The following is an 18,080-nucleotide window of genomic DNA, read 5'->3' on the forward strand; positions in this document are numbered from 1 at the left end:
TATTTTTCCTGATGCCCCGTTTCCCCGGGGCCGGTGCGGTGACAATCAGGAGCATGAGCCAGCAGGGGGGCAGGCCCGCCCGTCACGAGGACGACTGGTGGGAGCAGCTGTACGACGACTCCACCGAGGACACGGGCCCCGCGCCCGCCCCGGACTCCCTGGACGACCGCTACGCCTCGGCGAGCGGCGCGGTGACCGGACGACCGGACGGCGACGGCACGGCACCACCTCTGGACCCCCCGCTCCCACCCCAGCGCACGACACCCCCACCGCCCCCGCCGACGCCGGCGGCACCTCTGTCGCCGCCCGTTCCTCCAGGCTCCCCGCCGGATCCGGCCGCGCCGGCGCGAGCTTCCGGCGCGGACGCGTATCCGGCGCCGCCCGGTGCTCCGGCCTCGCCACCGGCCTCGCCACCGTCTTCGCCCGTGCCTGTGCCGCCTGCCCCTCCGGCTTCTCCGCCGGGTGCGGCCGTGCCGGCGGGGCCTTCCGGCGCGGAGGCGTATCCGGCGCCGCCCGCGTCGGCGCCGCCTGGCGTCCCGGCTTCGCCACCGGTTTCGCCGTCGTCTTCGTCCGTGCCCGCGCCGCCTGCTCCTCCGGATTCTCCGCCGGGTGCGGCCGTGCCGGCGGGGCCTTCCGGCGCGGAGGCGTATCCGGCGCCGCCCGCCTCGGCGCCACCCAACACCCCGGCCTCGCCACCGTCTTCGTCCGTGCCCGCGCCGCCTGCCCCTCCGGCTTCTCCGCCGGGTGCGGCCGTGCCGGCGGGGCCTTCCGGCGCGGAGGCGTATCCGGCGCCGCCCGCGTCGGCGCCCCTCGCTGCTCCGGACACGCACCGGGTGCCGCCCGCGCCCGGCGCCCCGTCACCCGTGCGGCCCCCCGCCGTGCCCTCCGCCCTCGACTACGTCGGCTCCGGGCCCCCGACCTACGATCCGGAGCCCACCACGCTCCCCGCCGCCGATCCGGACGCGCTCGGTGAGCTGGTCGCCGACACCGTCCTGGACGGGGCCCGGTACGGGGCCTGCACGGTGCGGGCCGTTTCGTTGCGCGGGGACTCGGCGCGGTACCGGGGCGAACCGCGGCGCGACGCGCTGCTGACCGCGCGGTTCGGCGCGGGGGAGCAGGCGCTGGTGCTGGTCGCGATGGCGACCGGGGTGCGGGCCACGCCGGGGGCGCACCGCGCCGCGGCGGAGGCCTGCCGGCTGATCGGGCGGGCCGTGGGCCGCAGTCACCAGCGGCTGGCGGAGGACATCCGGGCCGCCCGGCGCGGCGACCTGAAGTCGGGTCTGAACCGGCTGACCGACCGCAGCCTCGGCAGGCTGCGCGCCGACGCCGCCGCACACGATCTGGACCCGGAGGAGCACACCGCGAGCCTGCGCTGCCTGCTGCTGCCCGCCGACCCCGGCTGCCGTACCCGCGTGTTCTTCGGCACCGGGGACGGAGGCCTGTTCCGGCTGCGGGACGGCGAGTGGCAGGACATCGAGCCGCGGGTGAGCCCCGCCGGTACCACCGGCGCCCCCGTCGTCGGCTTCGGTTCACCCCTCGCCGAGACCCCCGAGGGCGACCGGCTCACCATGGACCTCGGCATCCCGACCCCGCCGAGCCCCTACGAGCCCGCCCCCGAGCCGCCCCGCGAACCGTTCCGGTTCCGTGCCTCGGTAGCCCGCCCGGGTGACGTCCTGGTGATGGCCACCAGCGGCCTCGCCGACCCGCTGCGCGGTGAGCCCGCCCTCTGCGCCTACCTGGCCCGCCGCTGGTCCGGCGGCACCCCGCCCGGCCTCGCCGCGTTCCTCGCCGACGCCCAGGTGCGGGTGAAGGGCTACGCCGACGACCGTACGGCGGCCGCCGTGTGGGAGGCGTAACCGCGGCCGCTGTGCCTCCATGGAAGCCGGAAGGTCCGCGGAGACCGAAGGGGCAGTGGACAGTCATGGCCAAACAGAACGTCGCCGAACAGTTCGTCGACATCCTCGTGCGCGCCGGCGTGCGCCGCCTGTACGGCGTCGTGGGCGACAGCCTCAACCCGGTCGTCGACGCCGTCCGCCGCAACTCCGCCATCGACTGGATCCACGTCCGCCACGAGGAGAGCGCCGCCTTCGCGGCCGGCGCCGAGGCCCAGATCACCGGCAAGCTCGCCGCCTGCGCCGGTTCCTGCGGCCCGGGCAACCTGCACCTCATCAACGGCCTGTACGACGCCCACCGCTCGATGGCCCCGGTCCTCGCCCTGGCCTCCCACATCCCGTCCAGCGAGATCGGCCTCGGCTACTTCCAGGAGACCCACCCCGACCGGCTGTTCCTGGAGTGCAGCCACTACAGCGAGCTGATCTCCAGCCCGAAGCAGATGCCCCGGCTGCTGCAGACCGCCGTCCAGCACGCGGTCGGGCAGCGCGGGGTGAGCGTGGTGTCCCTGCCCGGCGACATCGCCGGCGAGCCCGCCCCGGAGAAGGCCCCCCAGAGCGCCCTCGTCACCTCCCGGCCCACCGTCCGGCCCGGCGACGCCGAGCTCGACCGGCTCGTCGAGATGATCGACGCGGCCCGCAGGGTCACCCTGTTCTGCGGCGCCGGCACGGCCGGCGCCCACGCGGAGGTGATGGAGTTCGCCGGGAGGATCAAGTCCCCGGTGGGGCACGCGCTGCGCGGCAAGGAGTGGATCCAGTACGACAACCCGTTCGACGTCGGGATGAGCGGGCTCCTCGGCTACGGCGCCGCCTACGAGGCCACCCACGAGTGCGACCTGCTGATCCTGCTCGGCACCGACTTCCCGTACAACGCCTTCCTGCCGGACGACGTGAGGATCGCGCAGATCGACGTACGGCCCGAGGTCCTCGGCCGCCGCTCCCGGCTCGACCTCGCCGTGTGGGGCGACGTCCGCGAGACCCTGCGCTGCCTGGTCCCGCGGGTGAAGGAGAAGACCGACCGCCGCTTCCTCGACCGGATGCTGAAGAAGCACGCCGACGCGCTGGAGGGCGTGGTCAAGGCGTACACCCGCAAGGTCGAGAAGCACGTGCCGATCCATCCCGAGTACGTGGCCGCCGTGCTCGACGAAGTCGCCGCCGACGACGCCGTGTTCACCATCGACACCGGGATGTGCAACGTCTGGGGCGCCCGGTACATCTCGCCCAACGGCCGCCGCCGGATCATCGGTTCCTTCTCGCACGGCTCGATGGCGAACGCGCTGCCCATGGCGATCGGCGCCCAGTTCACCGACCGGCGCCGGCAGGTCGTCGCGATGTCCGGCGACGGCGGGTTCGCCATGCTGATGGGCGAGTTCCTCACGCTCGTGCAGCACGACCTGCCGGTGAAGGTCGTGCTGTTCAACAACTCCTCGCTCGGGATGGTGGAGTTGGAGATGCTGGTCGCGGGCCTGCCCTCGTACGGCACCAGGAACAGCAACCCCGACTTCGCCGCCGTCGCCCGCGCCTGCGGCGCCTACGGCATCCGGGTGGAACGGCCCAAGCAGCTCGCCGGGGCGCTCAAGGACGCCTTCCGGCACAAGGGGCCGGCCCTGGTGGACGTCGTCACCGATCCCAACGCGCTGTCCATCCCGCCGAAGATCAGCGCCGAGATGGTCACCGGGTTCGCCCTGTCCGCCTCGAAGATCGTCCTGGAGGGCGGCGTCGGCCGCATGCTCCAGATGGCCCGCTCCAACCTCCGCAACGTCCGCAGGCCCTGAACCGGGTACGTGGAACGGTGGTTTCCGGCCAGTTTCACCTCCCGTGACGAACCGTCGACAACCGGTGCGGAAGGTGCCGCTCCGCCCGTGCTGGGACACGGGAGGCGCCATACGGTGCTGCTGCCGGGCCGGGCGCGGGCGCGACGGCGTCCGCGCGCCGGGCCGGAGCGTGGCGGACGGTGGCCGAACTGGTAACGGTCGGTGAGGGCCCAGGACTGCCCGGTTGCCCGGTGGGCATGGATCCCCGTGAACGTGTTCGACCAGGAGGGGCAAGGGTCAGGCGACGTGCGGGCGGGGGTCATGAACAGTCAGGCACGAGGAGGCGGTCCCGTGGCCATCGGGGCCTCCTCGGCGGAGGCGGGGGAAGAGACCGACACCATCACGGACCGGGCGCACCCGTCCCAGCTCAGGCGGAGACTGGGGCGGGCGGACCTGAGGGCGGTGCCCGAGGCGCGCCGGGAGCTGCGCCGGCTGCTGCGGCACTGGGGGAGGCCGGGCCGCTCGGACATCGCCGAACTGCTGGCCACCGAACTCGTCACCAACGCCCTCGTCCACACCGACGACGACGCCGTCCTGACCGCGGTCGTCCTGCCGCACGGACTGCGCGTGGAGGTCCGGGACTTCGTGGCCCGCAGACCGCGCGTGTGCGCGCCGGACACGCAGGAGGACACCCACGGCCGGGGGATGGTGCTGGTGCAGTCCCTCGCGGACGCCTGGGGTGTACGGCCGCACGGGGTGGGCAAGTCGGTGTGGTTCGAGCTCGGCGCCGAGGCAGCCTGACAGCGGTCGGCGCCGTGGCAGGAACGGGACGGGGCGTGACCCGTGCGGTCACGCCCCGTCCCGTGTCGATGCTGCGCCGGCCTAGCCGAACTGCTGCTCCAGGTCCTTCAGTTTGCGCTCCAGGGAGTCCAGGCGCGGCAGGGCCATGGTGTCGTCCTCCGCGGTGAGGTCGACGGTGAGCGGCTCACCGCTCTTGCGGACCGGCTGAAGGGAGGGCCGAGAGCGTACGGGCAGCTCGGGCGCGGATATGGCAGGCTCCGCGGTGGCGGATGCGGAGCCGCGCTCCACGGCCTGCACCTCGACCTGGCGGCCGCCACGTCCGGCGAAGCCGCGGTGGCCCCGGCTTATGGCCTTCAGCTGGGCGCGCTCCATGCGCTGCTGGTCGCGCCTGCGCCGGCGCGACTCCTCCTTCTGCCGCGTGTCCTCGCGGACCTCCTCCACGGCCTCGTCCAGGCTGCGCACGCCCTCCAGGAGCATCAGCGACCAGGCGCGGTAGGTCTCGCGGGGGGCCCGCAGCCAGCGCACGATGCGGATCTGCGGCAGCGGACGCGGCACCAGGCCCTGCTCGCGCAGCGCGGCCCGGCGGGTCTGCTTCAGCGCGCGGTCGAACAGGACGGCCGCGGACAGCGACATGCCGGAGAAGAACTGCGGGGCGCCCGCGTGCCCGATGCCCCGGGGCGCGTGCACCCAGTTGAACCAGGCCGCCGCCGCCGCGAACAGCCACACGAGTATCCGGGAGCCGAGGGCCGCGTCACCGTGGCTGGCCTCGCGCACCGCGAGGACGGAGCAGAACATCGCCGCGCCGTCCAGGCCGAACGGCACCAGGTACTGCCAGCCGTCGGTCAGGCCGAGGTTCTGTTCGCCGAAGCCGACGAGGCCGTGGAAGGACAGGGCGGCCGCGACGGCCGCACAGCAGAACAGGAGCACGTAGGAGGCGGTGCCGTAGATGGCCTCCTTGCGCCGGCGGCGCTCCTCGCTGCGCTCCCACGAGTCGTCCGCGCTCGCGTTCTCCCCGGAGGAGCGCTTGCTGCGCGCGAGCACCGCCACCGCGACCAGCATGCCCAGGAGCAGCACGGCGCCCGGAAGCAGCCAGTTCAGCGATATGTCGGTCAGTCTCATCAGGGGTCCCTTGCATTGGGATAGGGCGTAACGCCCGCCATAGTGGCCCACACCCGACGGCCCTCAGGGGGTTTCGGGGCAAGAGGCCGCCATAAAGGTGCAAGGGGATGCCCGGGACGACGATCTGCTCGAACTGCCGCATGAGGGGCGGGAGTTGAGTTCGAATAAGACTACCCGTACGGATGGTTCCCGGGAAAGTTCCCGTGTGAAGTGAGGAAGTGGTGAATCGCCGTCCGGGCGCCGGGTGACCCGACTGGCGGTGATCTTAGTGGAAGCGGACGGGTGCCGCGGCCCGCACGAAGCATGGAGGGTCGGGCGAGGCCGGCCTTCCCTCTTCCGAACGGGGGTTTGAATTGTCGCCTTGTACGCCTAAGGTGCTTGACGGACAAGTAACAACCTGCCGTTAATGACCCCAAGTGCCGACCGCCCGGAGGAGGACCCGTGGAGCAGCGCGTGCAGGGTGCCGCCATGCCGCAGGGCGCTGCCCGGGCGCAGGCGGCGGCCCCGACCGCGCGGGGCGAGCACACGCACGGTGAGCGGCCGATCCCCGGCCCGCGCTCCGAGGTGCGGCGCTCCTCGGTCCGCGGGCAGATACTCGACGCGCTGCGCACGGCCCTGGTCGCGGGCGAGCTGAGGCCCGGCGAGGTCTACTCGGCGCCGGCCCTCGGCGACCGCTTCGGGGTCTCGGCGACGCCGGTCCGGGAGGCCATGCAGCAGCTCGCCCTGGAGGGCGCCGTCGAGGTCGTGCCCAACCGCGGCTTCCGCGTCGTCGAGCGCGGCGCCCGCGAGCTGGCCGAGCTGGCGGAGGTGCGGGCGCTGATCGAGGTGCCGGTGATGCTGCGCCTGGCCCGCACGGTACCCGCCGAGCAGTGGGCCGGCCTGCGCCCGCTGGCCGAGGACACGGTGCGCGCCGCCTCCTCGGGCTGCCCGGCGACGTACGCGGAGTCCGACCGCGCCTTCCACCGCGCGGTGCTGTCCCTGTCCGGCAACCGGCAACTGGTCCGGACGGTGGACGACCTCCACCGCCGCTCCCAGTGGCCCCGGGCCCGCCACGCCCGGCCCCACCTGCTGGCCGACGCGGCGGAACACACGACCCTGCTGGACGCGCTGATCGCCCGCGACCTGGACGTGATCCGCGACCTGCTGGAAGAACACTTCGCCGGCGCCTGCTGACCGCGCGCGACGTCCGCTGCGGGCGCGGTCCCCACTACCGGGTGCGGATCCGTCTCAGAGCCTGGCCCGGGCGTGCCGCAGCTTGCGGGTGAAGCGGCGCATGTGGGGGTCGAGCACGTGTGCCGCTTCGCTGAGCACCTGCTCGTCGGTCAGCGAGGGTCGGGCCCGTCCCGCTCACGGCGCCCGCCGGGGGAGCGCCGGAGGCGGGGTGAGCGGCCGTGGGCGCACCAGGGGCCTGGGGCGGCTGCCCGCGCGCCGCGCGGAGCGGCGGGACCAGGGGGCTCGGTGATCGCTGCGAGGCCGCCCCCCGGGCCCGGGCCCCCTACGCCGTAGCCACCCCCGGCTCCGGCGGCGCCAACTGCCGGGCCAGCCACGTCGGTACGCCGCCCAGCAGGCGGAACAGCCGCCCGGCCTCCTCCCGCAGCCGCGACGCCTCCGGTTCCGGCTCCGTCTGGGCCAGTGAGGCCAGGGCGGGTGCCGTGCCCACCAGGTAGCCCAGCTCCTCCAGGATCCGCAGCGATTCGGCGAAGCCGTGCCGCGCCTCGCTCAACTCGCCGTCCCGCAGCGCGAGTCCGGCCAGGTGGCGCCAGGTGAACGACAGCAGCAGCGGATCGGGGTGCGCGGTGGCCCCGGCGTGCGCGCGCCGGTAGGCGGCCCGGGCCGCCTGCGGGGCGTGCGTCAGGTTCTCCGCCAGCAGCCCCCGCCGGAAGTCCAGCAGCGCCCGCCCCACCGCCCCCGGAGGGATCAGCGCGGCCGCCCGGCCGAGCGCCGCCCGTGCCTCGTCCGCCCGGTCGCGCACCCGGTGCAGCGTCGCCGCGTAGGCGAGCTGCCCGCGCTCGCAGGCGGCGGCCCCCCGCTCGTCGTCGGTGTGCGCCAGCGCCTCCGCCGTCCGCAGGGCGTCCTCCGCCTCCTGCCAGCCCCGCTCCGTGTACAGGCACCGCTCCACGAGCAGCGAGGCCCGTTGCAGCGCCCCGGCCGGGGTGTCCACGGGCAGCAGGGCCGCCGCGTCGGCCCAGCAGGCCCGCGAGCGCAGCCGCCACACCGCGGTCTGGAGAGGATCGTCACCTGGGGTCGTTCCGTTACCAGACATGGCGGGATGCGCCACGTTGCCCTCCCCGAGCACGCCATCGAGCTGTTGAGTGGTGGCCGCATTCCAGCACCAATGCCCGCGCCGGGCCAAGAGGGTGGGTGAAAGTTTTCACAAAGTCGTGGGGCGAAGCCGTGACGTGATAAGTCCCGTCACCGCCGCCCGGCCTCAGCTCATCCGCAGCGCCAGGAAGAAGTCCAGCTTGTCCTCCAGGCGCGACAGGTCCCGTCCCGTCAACTGCTCGATCCGGCCGACCCGGTAGCGCAGCGTGTTGACGTGCAGGTGCAGCCGGGTGGCGCAGCGCGTCCAGGAGCCGTCGCAGTCCAGGAACGCCTCCAGGGTCGGGATCAGCTCGGCGCGGTGGCGCCGGTCGTAGTCCTCCAGCGGGTCCAGCAGGCGGGCCGTGAAGGCGCGGCGCACGTCGTCGGGGACGAAGGGCAGCAGCAGCACGTGCGAGGCCAGCTCCTGGTGGCCGGCCGCGCAGACCCGGCCGGGGCGGGCCGCGGCCACCCGGCGGGCGTGCCGGGCCTCCTCCAGGGCGCCGCGCAGCCCCTCCGCCGAGTGCACGGCGGCGCTGACGCCGAGGGTGAGCCGCCCGTCGTCGTCCAGGCCCGCCGACAGCGACTCCCGGACGGCCCGCAGCAGCACGTCCGCGAGCAGGCCCGTCTCCGACCCGTCGTGCTCGGAGGACATCGCGGGCAGCGGCACGAGGGCGATCGCCTCGTCGCCGGTGTGGGCGACGGCGATGCGGTCCGAGGGCTCCGGGCCGGTGGCCTGCGGGTCGACCAGGACCTCCTCCAGCAGGGACTGGGCGACCGGGCCGCCCTCGATCTCCCCGCCCTCCCACTCGACGCGGGCCACCACCACCTGCCAGTGCGGTGCCGCGCCGAGCCCGGGCAGCAGCACCGGCGCCGCCACCCGCAGGCGCGCGGCGATCTCGGCGGGCGCCGCGCCCGTCTGCACCAGCTCCAGCACCTCCTGCGCGAGCCGCCGCCGCACCGTGCGGGCCGCGTCGCGCCGGTCCCGTTCGACGGCGATCAGCTGGGTGACGCCCTGGAGCAGGTCCAGGCGCTCCGCGGGCCAGTCCCCGGCGTCCGCCTCGACGGCCAGCAGCCAGTCCGACAGGACCGTCTCGCGCACGTCGCGGGCGGTCTGCGGGGCGCGGCCGGAGGAGCGGATCGGGAAGAGGGAGTACGTCGTCCGGTCGAGCTGCACGCGGTGCGGGCCGCGCCGGCCCGAGCGGGTGGCCGCCAGGTGCTCGGCGGCCAGCCTGGCGCAGGTGTCGGCGGGCAGCGCGGGGCCCGCCACCTTGGGGCCCGCTATCAGCCGGCCGGTCGGCGACAGCACCCAGGCGCGCAGGTCCAGGTCGGAGCCGAGCAGGTCCAGCACCACGTCCGGGCCGCCGCCCGCCGGACCCGAGGTCATCATCCGCCGGTGCCGGTCCACCACGGCCGCCAGGTCCCCGGCCCGCTCACCGGAGACCTGCCGTACGACGTGCTCGGTGATCGTCGCGAACGCCACCGACTCGTGCACCGCGAACAGCGGCATCCGGTGCCGGGCGCAGGCCAGCACCAGGTCGTCCGGCACGGCGCCCAGCTCGGCCTCGCCGGCCGCCAGCGCCGCCACCCCGGCCTGCACCAGGATCCGCACGAACGGCTCGGAGTCGGCCGCGTCCCGCCGCCAGGCCAGGCCCGTCAGCACCAGCTCGCCGCCGGACAGGTAGCGGCTCGGATCGCGCAGGTCGGTGGTCATCACCCCGCGCACGGAGCGGTCCAGCTCGTCCTCGCCGCCGAGCAGCCGCAGCCCCAGCGCATCGGTGTCCAGCAGTGCGCGCAGCCGCATCTCGTCGCCGCCGTTCTGTGTCTCGAAACCTACGATGAATCTCGGACGGGGGCCGGGGAAGGCGTGGTGTGGGCGCGTGCGGGCCGCCTGCCGGGGCCGCGGGGGCCGTCACCTGCGTTTCCCCGGGGAATCGGAGAGGTTACCGATGACCTCCGTTCATACGAATCTACAAGACGATCGCCCTGGCCAGCCAACTCCTTCATGGTTTCGGTGACTGACCCCGCCGGAGTACGCGGCCGTGTAATGAGTCCACTCCGCGTAAACAGCACAGGAACGAGCCGCGCCCGCCGCACCCGGATCTGGCTCAATTCCGTACGACTCACGAGACGAAGAAGAGAGCCGGTCATGGACTTCCTTCGCCCCGCCAGCTGGGAGGAGGCGCTCGCCGCGAAGGCCGAGCACCCCACCGCTGTGCCGATTGCGGGTGGCACCGACGTGATGGTCGAGATCAACTTCGACCACCGCCGGCCCGAGTACCTGCTCGACCTGAACCGCGTCGGCGACCTCTACGAGTGGGAGGTCGGCGAGGAGAGCGTGCGGCTGGGCGCCTCCGTCCCCTACGCGCAGATCATGGAGCACCTCCGCGCCGAGCTGCCGGGCCTCGCGCTCGCCTCGCACACGGTGGCCTCCCCGCAGATCCGCAACCGCGGCGGCGTCGGCGGCAACCTCGGCACCGCCTCGCCCGCCGGCGACGCCCACCCCGCCCTCCTCGCGGCCGGCGCCGAGGTCGAGGCGGAGTCGGCGGCGCGCGGCACCCGCCGCATCCCGATCGACGCGTTCTACACCGGCGTCAAGCGCAACGCCCTCGCCCCCGACGAGCTGATCCGCGCCGTGCACGTCAAGAAGGCGGACGGCCCCCAGCAGTACTCGAAGGTGGGCACCCGCAACGCCATGGTCATCGCCGTGTGCGCCTTCGGCCTCGCCCTGCACCCGCGGACCCGGACCGTGCGCACCGGCATCGGCTCGGCCGCGCCCACGCCGGTGCGGGCGAAGGCCGCCGAGGAGTTCCTGAACGCGGCGCTCGAGGAGGGCGGCTTCTGGGACAACGGCAAGATCGTCACCCCGTCGGTCGCCAAGCAGTTCGCGGACCTGTGCGCGGCCGCCTGCAACCCGATCGACGACGTCCGGGGCACCGCGAGCTACCGCCGCCACGCGGTCGGCGTGATGGCCCGCCGGACGCTCACCTGGACCTGGGAGTCGTACCGCGGCACCCGCCGCACCACCGAGGGAGCTGCGTGATGCGCGTCAACTTCACCGTCAACGGACGCCCGCAGGAGGCCGACGACGTCTGGGAGGGCGAGTCCCTGCTGTACGTCCTGCGCGAGCGCCTCGGCCTGCCCGGTTCGAAGAACGCCTGCGAGCAGGGCGAGTGCGGCTCGTGCACCGTGCGCCTGGACGGCGTGCCCGTGTGCTCCTGCCTGGTCGCGGCCGGACAGGTCGAGGGCCGCGAGGTGGTGACCGTCGAGGGCCTGGCGGATCATGCCCGGCAGCGCTCCTGCTCCACCGGCTCCTGCGGCACGCAGGGCACCTCGCTCGACGAGGCCAGGGGGTGGCAGGCCAAGGGCACCGACTCGCGGACCGGCGAGGGCGCCGGGCTCAGCCCCGTCCAGCAGGCGTTCATCGACGCCGGCGCCGTCCAGTGCGGCTTCTGCACCCCGGGCCTGCTCGTCGCCTCCGACGAACTCCTGGAGCGCAACCCGAACCCGACCGACGCGGACATCCGCGAGGCGCTGTCGGGCAACCTGTGCCGCTGCACGGGCTACGAGAAGATCATGGACGCGGTCCGCCTTGCGGCCGCCCGCCAGTCCGAGGGGGTCTGAGCATGCCGGCCAACGGCGCACCCACGAAGATCACGCAGGGCTCGCGGACCAGGGGCGGCATCGGCGAGTCCACGCTCCGCCCGGACGGCACCCTCAAGGTCACCGGCGAGTTCGCCTACTCGTCCGACATGTGGCACGAGGACATGCTCTGGGGCCAGATCCTGCGCTCCACCGTCGCGCACGCCGAGATCGTCTCCATCGACACCTCCGAGGCCCTGGCCCTGCCCGGCGTGTACGCCGTCATGACGTACGACGACCTGCCCACCGAGGTGCGGAACTACGGCCTGGAGATCCAGGACACCCCGGTGCTCGCCCACGGCAAGGTGCGCCACCACGGCGAGCCCGTCGCGATCGTCGCCGCCGACCACCCCGAGACGGCCCGCCGGGCCGCCGCGAAGATCAGGGTCGAGTACCGGGAACTGCCCGTCATCACCGACGAGGCGTCCGCGACCGCCCCGGACGCGATCCTCGTCCACGAGAACCGCGACGACCACCACGTGGGCCACGTCCCGCACCCCAACGTCGTGCACCGCCAGCCGATCGTCCGCGGCGACGTGGCGAAGGCCCGCGAGCGGGCCGACGTCATCGTCGAGGGCGAGTACACCTTCGGCATGCAGGACCAGGCCTTCCTCGGCCCCGAGTCCGGCCTCGCCGTCCCCGAGGAGGACGGCGGCGTCCACCTCTACATCGCCACCCAGTGGCTGCACAGCGACCTGCGCCAGATGGCCCCGGTGCTCGGCCTGCCGCCGGAGAAGGTGCGCATGACGCTGGCCGGCGTCGGCGGCGCGTTCGGCGGCCGCGAGGACCTGTCGATGCAGATCCACGCCTGCCTGCTGGCGCTGCGCACCGGCAAGCCCGTGAAGATCGTCTACAACCGGTTCGAGTCCTTCTTCGGGCACGTCCACCGCCACCCGGCGAAGCTCTACTACGAGCACGGGGCCACCCGCGACGGCAAGCTGACGCACCTGAAGTGCCGGATCGTCCTGGACGGCGGCGCCTACGCCTCCGCCTCCCCGGCGGTCGTCGGCAACGCCTCGTCGCTGTCCGTCGGGCCGTACGTCGTCGACGACGTGGACATCGAGGCGATCGCGCTCTACACCAACAACCCGCCGTGCGGCGCGATGCGCGGTTTCGGCGCGGTCCAGGCGTGCTTCGCCTACGAGGCGCAGATGGACAAGCTGGCGAAGGAACTGGGCATGGACCCGGTGGAGTTCCGGCGGCTGAACGCCATGGAGCAGGGCACGCTCCTGCCGACCGGGCAGCGGGTCGACTCCCCGGCCCCGGTCGCCGAACTCCTGCGCCGCGTCAAGGCGATGCCCATGCCGCCCGAGCGCCAGTGGGAGTCCAGCGAGGGCGCCGACGTGCGCCAGCTGCCCGGCGGCCTGTCCAACACCACCCACGGCGAGGGCGTCGTCCGCGGTGTCGGCTACGCGGTCGGCATCAAGAACGTCGGCTTCTCCGAGGGCTTCGACGACTACTCCACCGCCCGGGTGCGGATGGAGGTGATCGCCGGCGAGCCGGTGGCCACCGTGCACACCGCGATGGCGGAGGTCGGGCAGGGCGGTGTCACCGTCCACGCGCAGATCGCCCGCACCGAGCTGGGCGTCGCCCAGGTCACCATCCACCCGGCCGACACCCAGGTGGGCAGCGCCGGTTCGACCTCGGCCTCCCGGCAGACGTACGTCACGGGCGGCGCGGTGAAGAACGCCTGCGAACTGGTCCGCGAGAAGGTCCTGGAGATCGGGCGCCGCAGGTTCGGCAGTCACCACCCGGCCTGGGCGACGGCCGAACTCCTGCTGGAGGGCGGCAAGGTCGTCACCGACGGCGGCGAGGTGCTGGCCGACCTGGTGGACGTCCTCGGCGACGAGGCCGTCGAGGTCGAGGAGGAGTGGCGGCACCGGCCGACCGAGCCCTTCGACCTGCGCACCGGCCAGGGCAACGGCCACGTGCAGTACTCCTTCGCCGCGCACCGCGCCGTCGTCGAGGTCGACACCGAACTCGGCCTGGTCAAGGTCGTCGAACTGGCCTGCGCGCAGGACGTCGGCAAGGCGCTCAACCCGCTGTCCGTCATCGGCCAGATCCAGGGCGGCACGACGCAGGGGCTGGGCGTGGCGGTGATGGAGGAGATCATCGTCGACCCGAAGACCGCGAAGGTCAGGAACCCCTCCTTCACGGACTACCTCATCCCCACGATCCTCGACACGCCGACCATCCCCGTCGACGTGCTCGAACTCGCCGACGACCACGCCCCGTACGGGCTGCGCGGCATCGGCGAGGCCCCCACCCTGTCGTCCACCCCGGCCGTCCTCGCGGCGATCCGGAACGCGACGGGGCTGGAGCTCAACCGCACGCCGGTCCGGCCCGAGCATCTCACCGGTACTGCGTGACACCCCGGCGCCGGGCGACCGCTCGTTCCCGGCGCCGGCCCCACCAGCGTGCAGTGCCGGGCCGTCCCCCGGGTCATGCACTTCCCAAATCCCCCTCGCCGCCCCTGGCGGGCGGGTGCCCCTGTGAACCTTGGGAGTTGGCCCATGACCCAGCAGTCAGTGGAGCCGAGGACCGCAGCCGACGACGCGGGCGAAGGTGCCCGCGTCCCGGCCGGACGGTCCTGGCTCGACCGGTACTTCCACATATCCGGCAGAGGATCCACGGTCGCGCGTGAGGTGCGCGGCGGCATCACCACCTTCATGGCGATGGCCTACATCCTCCTGCTCAACCCCCTGATCCTGTCCGGCAAGGACGCGGCCGGGGACACGCTCGGCCAGAAGGCCCTCATCACCGCGACCGCGTTCGCGGCGGCCTTCACCACGCTCCTGATGGGCTTCGTCGGCAAGGCGCCGCTCGCGCTCGCCGCCGGCCTGTCCGTCTCCGGCGTGCTGTCCTCGCAGGTGGCCCCGCAGATGACCTGGCCGCAGGCCATGGGCATGTGCGTGATGTACGGCGTGGTCATCATGCTGCTGGTCGTCACCGGCCTGCGCGAGATGATCATGAACGCGATCCCGCTCGCGCTCAAGCACGGCATCACCATGGGCATCGGCCTGTTCATCGCCCTCATCGGGTTCTACAAGTCCGGCTTCGTGCACCAGGGCAAGGCCACCCCGATCACCCTCGGCCCCGCCGGGGAACTCGCCGGCTGGCCGGTCCTGCTCTTCGCCGGCACCCTGCTGCTGATCTTCATGCTCCAGGCCCGGGGCGTCCCCGGCGCCATTCTCATCGGCATCGTCTCCGGCACCGTCGTCGCGGCCGTCCTCAACGGCCTCGGCGTCATCGCCCCCGGGCAGTGGGCGGGCGGCACCCCCGAACTGCACGGCAGCGCCGTCTCGATGCCGGACTTCTCGCTCTTCGGGCACGTCGCGTTCGGCGGCTGGGGCAAGGTCGGCGCGATGACGGTCGGCCTGATCGTCTTCACCCTCGTCCTCGCCGGGTTCTTCGACGCGATGGCCACCATCATCGGCGTCGGCACCGAGGCCGGCCTCGCCGACGACAAGGGCCGGATGCCGGGCCTGTCCAAGGCGCTGTTCATCGACGGCGCCGGCGGCGCGATCGGCGGGGTGGCGGGCGGCTCCGGCCAGACCGTGTTCATCGAGTCGGCCACGGGTGTCGGCGAAGGCGCCCGCACCGGTCTGTCGTCCGTGGTCACCGGCCTGTTCTTCGCGGCGTGCCTGTTCTTCACCCCGGTCACGGCGATCGTCCCGCAGGAGGTCGCCTCCGCCGCCCTGGTGGTCATCGGCGCCCTGATGCTGATGAACGCCCGGCACGTGGACTGGGCCGACCGCGCCACCGCGATCCCGGTGTTCCTCACCGTGGTCCTGATGCCGTTCACCTACACCATCACCACCGGTGTGGCCGCGGGCGTCATCTCCTACGCGGCCATCAAGACCGCCCAGGGCAAGGCCCGCGAGATCGGCGCCTTCATGTGGGGTTTGACGGCGATCTTCATCGTCTACTTCGCCCTTCACCCGATCGAGGCGTGGCTGGGCGCCCACTAGCCGACCGCCGGGCCCGCCGTACCAGAACCCCCGTGAGGAGACCGAGAGATGCTGGACATCGCCGAGGAGCTGAACCGGTGGGCCGAGCAGGGCCGTGAGTTCGCCGTCGCCACCGTGGTGGCCGTCGGCGGCAGCGCCCCGCGCCGGCCCGGCGCCGCCCTTGCGGTGGACGCGGACGGCACGGCCGTCGGCTCGGTCTCCGGGGGGTGCGTGGAGGGCGCCGTGTACGAGCTGTGCCGGCAGGCGCTCCAGGACGGCCAGACCGTCCTGGAGCGCTTCGGCTACAGCGACGAGGACGCGTTCGCCGTCGGCCTGACCTGCGGCGGCGTCATCGACATCCTCGTCACACCGGTCCGGGCGGACGGTCCCGCCCGGCCGGTGGTCGCCTCCGCGCTGGCCGCAGCCGCACGCGGGGAGGCGGCGGCGCTCGCACGGATCGTGTCGGGCCCGGCGCAGCTGCGGGGCCGGGCCCTGCTGGTCCGCCCCGACGGCTCCCCCGAGGGCGGCTTCGGTGCCCACCCCGAACTGGACCGTACGGTCGCCGCGGAGGCGGGCGCCCTCCTGGACGCGGGCCGCACCGGCACCCTGGAGATCGGCGAACAGGGCTCGCGCTGCGGCGCCCCGCTCACCGTTCTGGTGGAGTCGTCCGTCCCGGCCCCCCGCATGATCGTCTTCGGCGCGATCGACTTCGCCTCCGCGCTGGTCCGGGTCGGCAAGTTCCTCGGCCACCACGTCACGGTGTGCGACGCGCGCCCGGTCTTCGCCACCCGGGACCGCTTCCCGGAGGCCGACGAGATCGTCGTCGAGTGGCCCCACACCTACCTGGAGCGCACCGAGGTCGACGGCCGTACCGTGCTGTGCGTTCTCACCCACGACGCCAAGTTCGACGTACCGCTGCTCGAGGTCGCCCTGCGCCTGCCGGTCGCCTACGTCGGCGCCATGGGCTCCCGCCGCACCCACCTGGACCGCCTGGCGCGCCTGCGCGAGGCCGGCGTCACGGACCTGGAACTGGCGCGGCTGCGGTCCCCGATCGGCCTGGACCTCGGGGCCCGTACGCCCGAGGAGACGGCCCTGTCCATCGCCGCGGAGATCGTCGCGAACCGGCGCGGCGGCAGCGGGGTGCCGCTGACGGGCGCCCGCACCCCGATCCATCACGACGCGGCACCGGAAGGGGCCCGGCGGATCGGGTCGGTGGCCTGAGCGCGGACCGCCGGGTTGCTCACGCCCGCCTGAGCAGCCGGTTCGCCGCGCGTCCGAAGACCGTGCGCGCCGTGAACGCCACGACGCCGTCGAGGACGCGGGGCAGGAAGCGGACGCTCAGCTCCTCGCGCCATACCACCCGGGCCCGGCCGCCCGGCCCCGGCCGGACCTCGATCTCGGCCCAGCCCAGCATCACCCGCCCGCGTTTCTCCAGGCGGCACAGCCCCGGCTCGCCGTCCGCCGGCGGGCGCCAGAGCGTGACGTCCATCGGGTCGTCGAAGCCGAGGGGCCCGATGCCCGACCGGGCCACGAAGCGGGTGCCCTCGTGGGTCGGCGTGGACGTGACGACGGTGATCCGGGTGAGGGGCACCGCGGCACCGTGGCGGGGCCAGTCCGTCAGCCGGCGCCAGGCCTCGTCGAGGGGCAGGGGCACGGTGCGTTCGAGGGAGAAGAAGGGCACGCCACGATCGTAGGCAATGAGCGCCGGTCACCTGCGCGTTCGTCCCCCGCGTCACCTCTTCGGTCCAAGCGGGCGGCCGGCCGCGGCCCCGGCGCCGCTCAGGGCCGGTACACCTTCCCCGGCTCCGCCGTGCCCGGTGCCAGCAGCTGAGGGACCGTCACGAAGACGTAGCCGCGGGCCTTCAGCGCGTCGATGACGCCGGGGACGGCGGGCACGGTGCCCCGGTAGATGTCGTGCAGCAGGATGATGCCGTCCCGGGACACCTGGTCGAGGACGCGCCGGGTGATCAGGGCGGAGTCGTCCGTCTCGTAGTCCTTCGCGGTCACGCTCCACAGCACTTCCGCCAGGCCCATCTCCTTGCAGATCCGGTGCACGTCGGCGTCCGTGCGGCCCTGCGGCGGCCGCATCAGGGTGGGCCTGCGGCCGGTGAGGCGTTCTATGGCGTCGTCGGGCCGCTTGAGCTCCTCGCGTATCCGCGCGTCCGGGATGCGGGTGAGGATCTTGTGGTCCCAGGTGTGGCTCGCGACCTCGTGGCCCTCGGCGGCCATCCGCCTGACCAGTTCCGGGTACTTCTCGATGTGCCGCTTGCCGAGCAGGAAGAAGGTGGCCGGGACCTTCTTCTCCTTGAGGATGTCGAGCAGCCGCGCCGAGTTCTCGCTGGGGCCGGCGTCGAAGGTGAGCGCGACGCACTTCGCCTCGCGGCAGTCGACGGAGCCGAACCGGGCCGGCGCCCCGTGCGCCCCGTGTGCCGCGTCGGCGCGCGCGGTGCTCGGCGCGGTCGTGTCGACCTCCGCGCAGCCGGACAGCGTCAGGGCCAGGCAGGCGGCGACGCAGGCGAGCACCGCCGGACGCAACCTTCGGCCCGGTCCGCGCATCTGTCTGGGTGCGGGCTGCGGGAGCGGGCGCTCGTCGGACGGGATCGTTGGAGGCATGCCCGGACTATACA

At 73.7% G+C, this 18,080-nt stretch carries 14 protein-coding genes; 9 read left to right on the top strand and 5 right to left on the bottom strand.

Annotated features, from left to right (window positions below; genetic code table 11):
• The first annotated feature begins 425 nt into the window (after positions 1-425).
• The 3 genes from AQJ66_RS36830 (at position 426) to AQJ66_RS01540 (ending at position 4,444) form a co-directional block, all read left to right on the top strand.
• Positions 426-1,856: a protein phosphatase 2C domain-containing protein gene (locus AQJ66_RS36830; RefSeq protein ID WP_425264259.1), complete on the top strand. Its 1,431-nt coding sequence runs from the start codon at positions 426-428 to the stop codon at positions 1,854-1,856.
• Positions 1,857-1,921: 65 nt separating this feature from the next.
• Positions 1,922-3,664: a pyruvate dehydrogenase gene (locus AQJ66_RS01535; protein WP_061915185.1), complete on the top strand. Its 1,743-nt coding sequence runs from the start codon at positions 1,922-1,924 to the stop codon at positions 3,662-3,664.
• 300 nt (positions 3,665-3,964) lie between these two features.
• Positions 3,965-4,444 carry an ATP-binding protein gene (locus AQJ66_RS01540; protein ID WP_208611257.1) on the top strand — a complete coding sequence of 160 codons (480 nt, stop codon included), beginning with the start codon at positions 3,965-3,967 and terminating at the stop codon, positions 4,442-4,444.
• An 81-nt stretch (positions 4,445-4,525) separates the two neighbouring features.
• Here AQJ66_RS01540 and AQJ66_RS01545 read toward each other — a convergent pair whose 3' ends face one another.
• A complete protein-coding gene (locus AQJ66_RS01545; RefSeq protein WP_061915191.1) occupies positions 4,526-5,563 on the bottom strand; it encodes a DUF2637 domain-containing protein in 1,038 nt (345 codons plus the stop codon).
• 468 nt (positions 5,564-6,031) lie between these two features.
• Between AQJ66_RS01545 and AQJ66_RS01550 the strand changes: the two genes are divergently transcribed.
• Positions 6,032-6,736, top strand: a complete 705-nt coding sequence (locus AQJ66_RS01550) for a GntR family transcriptional regulator (protein ID WP_079060061.1) — start codon at positions 6,032-6,034, stop codon at positions 6,734-6,736.
• Positions 6,737-7,058: 322 nt separating this feature from the next.
• Here the strand turns inward: AQJ66_RS01550 and AQJ66_RS01555 are convergent, their stop codons facing one another.
• Together AQJ66_RS01555 and AQJ66_RS01560 are read right to left on the bottom strand one after the other, a co-directional pair.
• Positions 7,059-7,826, bottom strand: coding sequence for a hypothetical protein (locus AQJ66_RS01555; protein ID WP_061916612.1), 768 nt, complete (start codon positions 7,824-7,826; stop codon positions 7,059-7,061).
• 165 nt (positions 7,827-7,991) lie between these two features.
• Positions 7,992-9,665: a PucR family transcriptional regulator gene (locus AQJ66_RS01560; RefSeq protein ID WP_061915197.1), complete on the bottom strand. Its 1,674-nt coding sequence runs from the start codon at positions 9,663-9,665 to the stop codon at positions 7,992-7,994.
• 345 nt (positions 9,666-10,010) lie between these two features.
• On the opposite strand from AQJ66_RS01560, the gene AQJ66_RS01565 reads away from it, so the two are divergent.
• The 5 genes from AQJ66_RS01565 to AQJ66_RS01585 all read left to right on the top strand — a co-directional run bounded on the left by AQJ66_RS01565 (position 10,011) and on the right by AQJ66_RS01585 (position 16,674).
• Positions 10,011-10,904: an FAD binding domain-containing protein gene (locus AQJ66_RS01565; protein WP_061915199.1), complete on the top strand. Its 894-nt coding sequence runs from the start codon at positions 10,011-10,013 to the stop codon at positions 10,902-10,904.
• On the top strand, positions 10,904-11,485 hold the full coding sequence (locus tag AQJ66_RS01570; protein ID WP_061915202.1) for a (2Fe-2S)-binding protein: 582 nt from the start codon (positions 10,904-10,906) through the stop codon (positions 11,483-11,485). Before AQJ66_RS01565 ends, AQJ66_RS01570 begins: the two co-directional genes overlap by 1 nt.
• A 2-nt stretch (positions 11,486-11,487) precedes the next feature.
• On the top strand, positions 11,488-13,872 hold the full coding sequence (locus AQJ66_RS01575) for a xanthine dehydrogenase family protein molybdopterin-binding subunit (protein ID WP_061915205.1): 2,385 nt from the start codon (positions 11,488-11,490) through the stop codon (positions 13,870-13,872).
• Between the two features lie 144 nt (positions 13,873-14,016).
• Positions 14,017-15,474 carry an NCS2 family permease gene (locus AQJ66_RS01580; RefSeq protein ID WP_061915208.1) on the top strand — a complete coding sequence of 486 codons (1,458 nt, stop codon included), beginning with the start codon at positions 14,017-14,019 and terminating at the stop codon, positions 15,472-15,474.
• A gap of 48 nt (positions 15,475-15,522) precedes the next feature.
• A complete protein-coding gene (locus AQJ66_RS01585) occupies positions 15,523-16,674 on the top strand; it encodes an XdhC family protein (protein ID WP_061915210.1) in 1,152 nt (383 codons plus the stop codon).
• A gap of 19 nt (positions 16,675-16,693) precedes the next feature.
• Here AQJ66_RS01585 and AQJ66_RS01590 read toward each other — a convergent pair whose 3' ends face one another.
• Positions 16,694-17,134 (bottom strand): hypothetical protein, encoded by a 441-nt coding sequence (locus tag AQJ66_RS01590; RefSeq protein ID WP_061915213.1) that lies wholly within the window; start codon positions 17,132-17,134, stop codon positions 16,694-16,696.
• Between the two features lie 98 nt (positions 17,135-17,232).
• Positions 17,233-18,009 (bottom strand): polysaccharide deacetylase family protein, encoded by a 777-nt coding sequence (locus AQJ66_RS01595; protein WP_061915216.1) that lies wholly within the window; start codon positions 18,007-18,009, stop codon positions 17,233-17,235.
• Positions 18,010-18,080: the final 71 nt, after the last annotated feature.

It is taken from the genome of Streptomyces bungoensis (assembly GCF_001514215.1).
GTDB lineage: Bacteria > Actinomycetota > Actinomycetes > Streptomycetales > Streptomycetaceae > Streptomyces > Streptomyces bungoensis.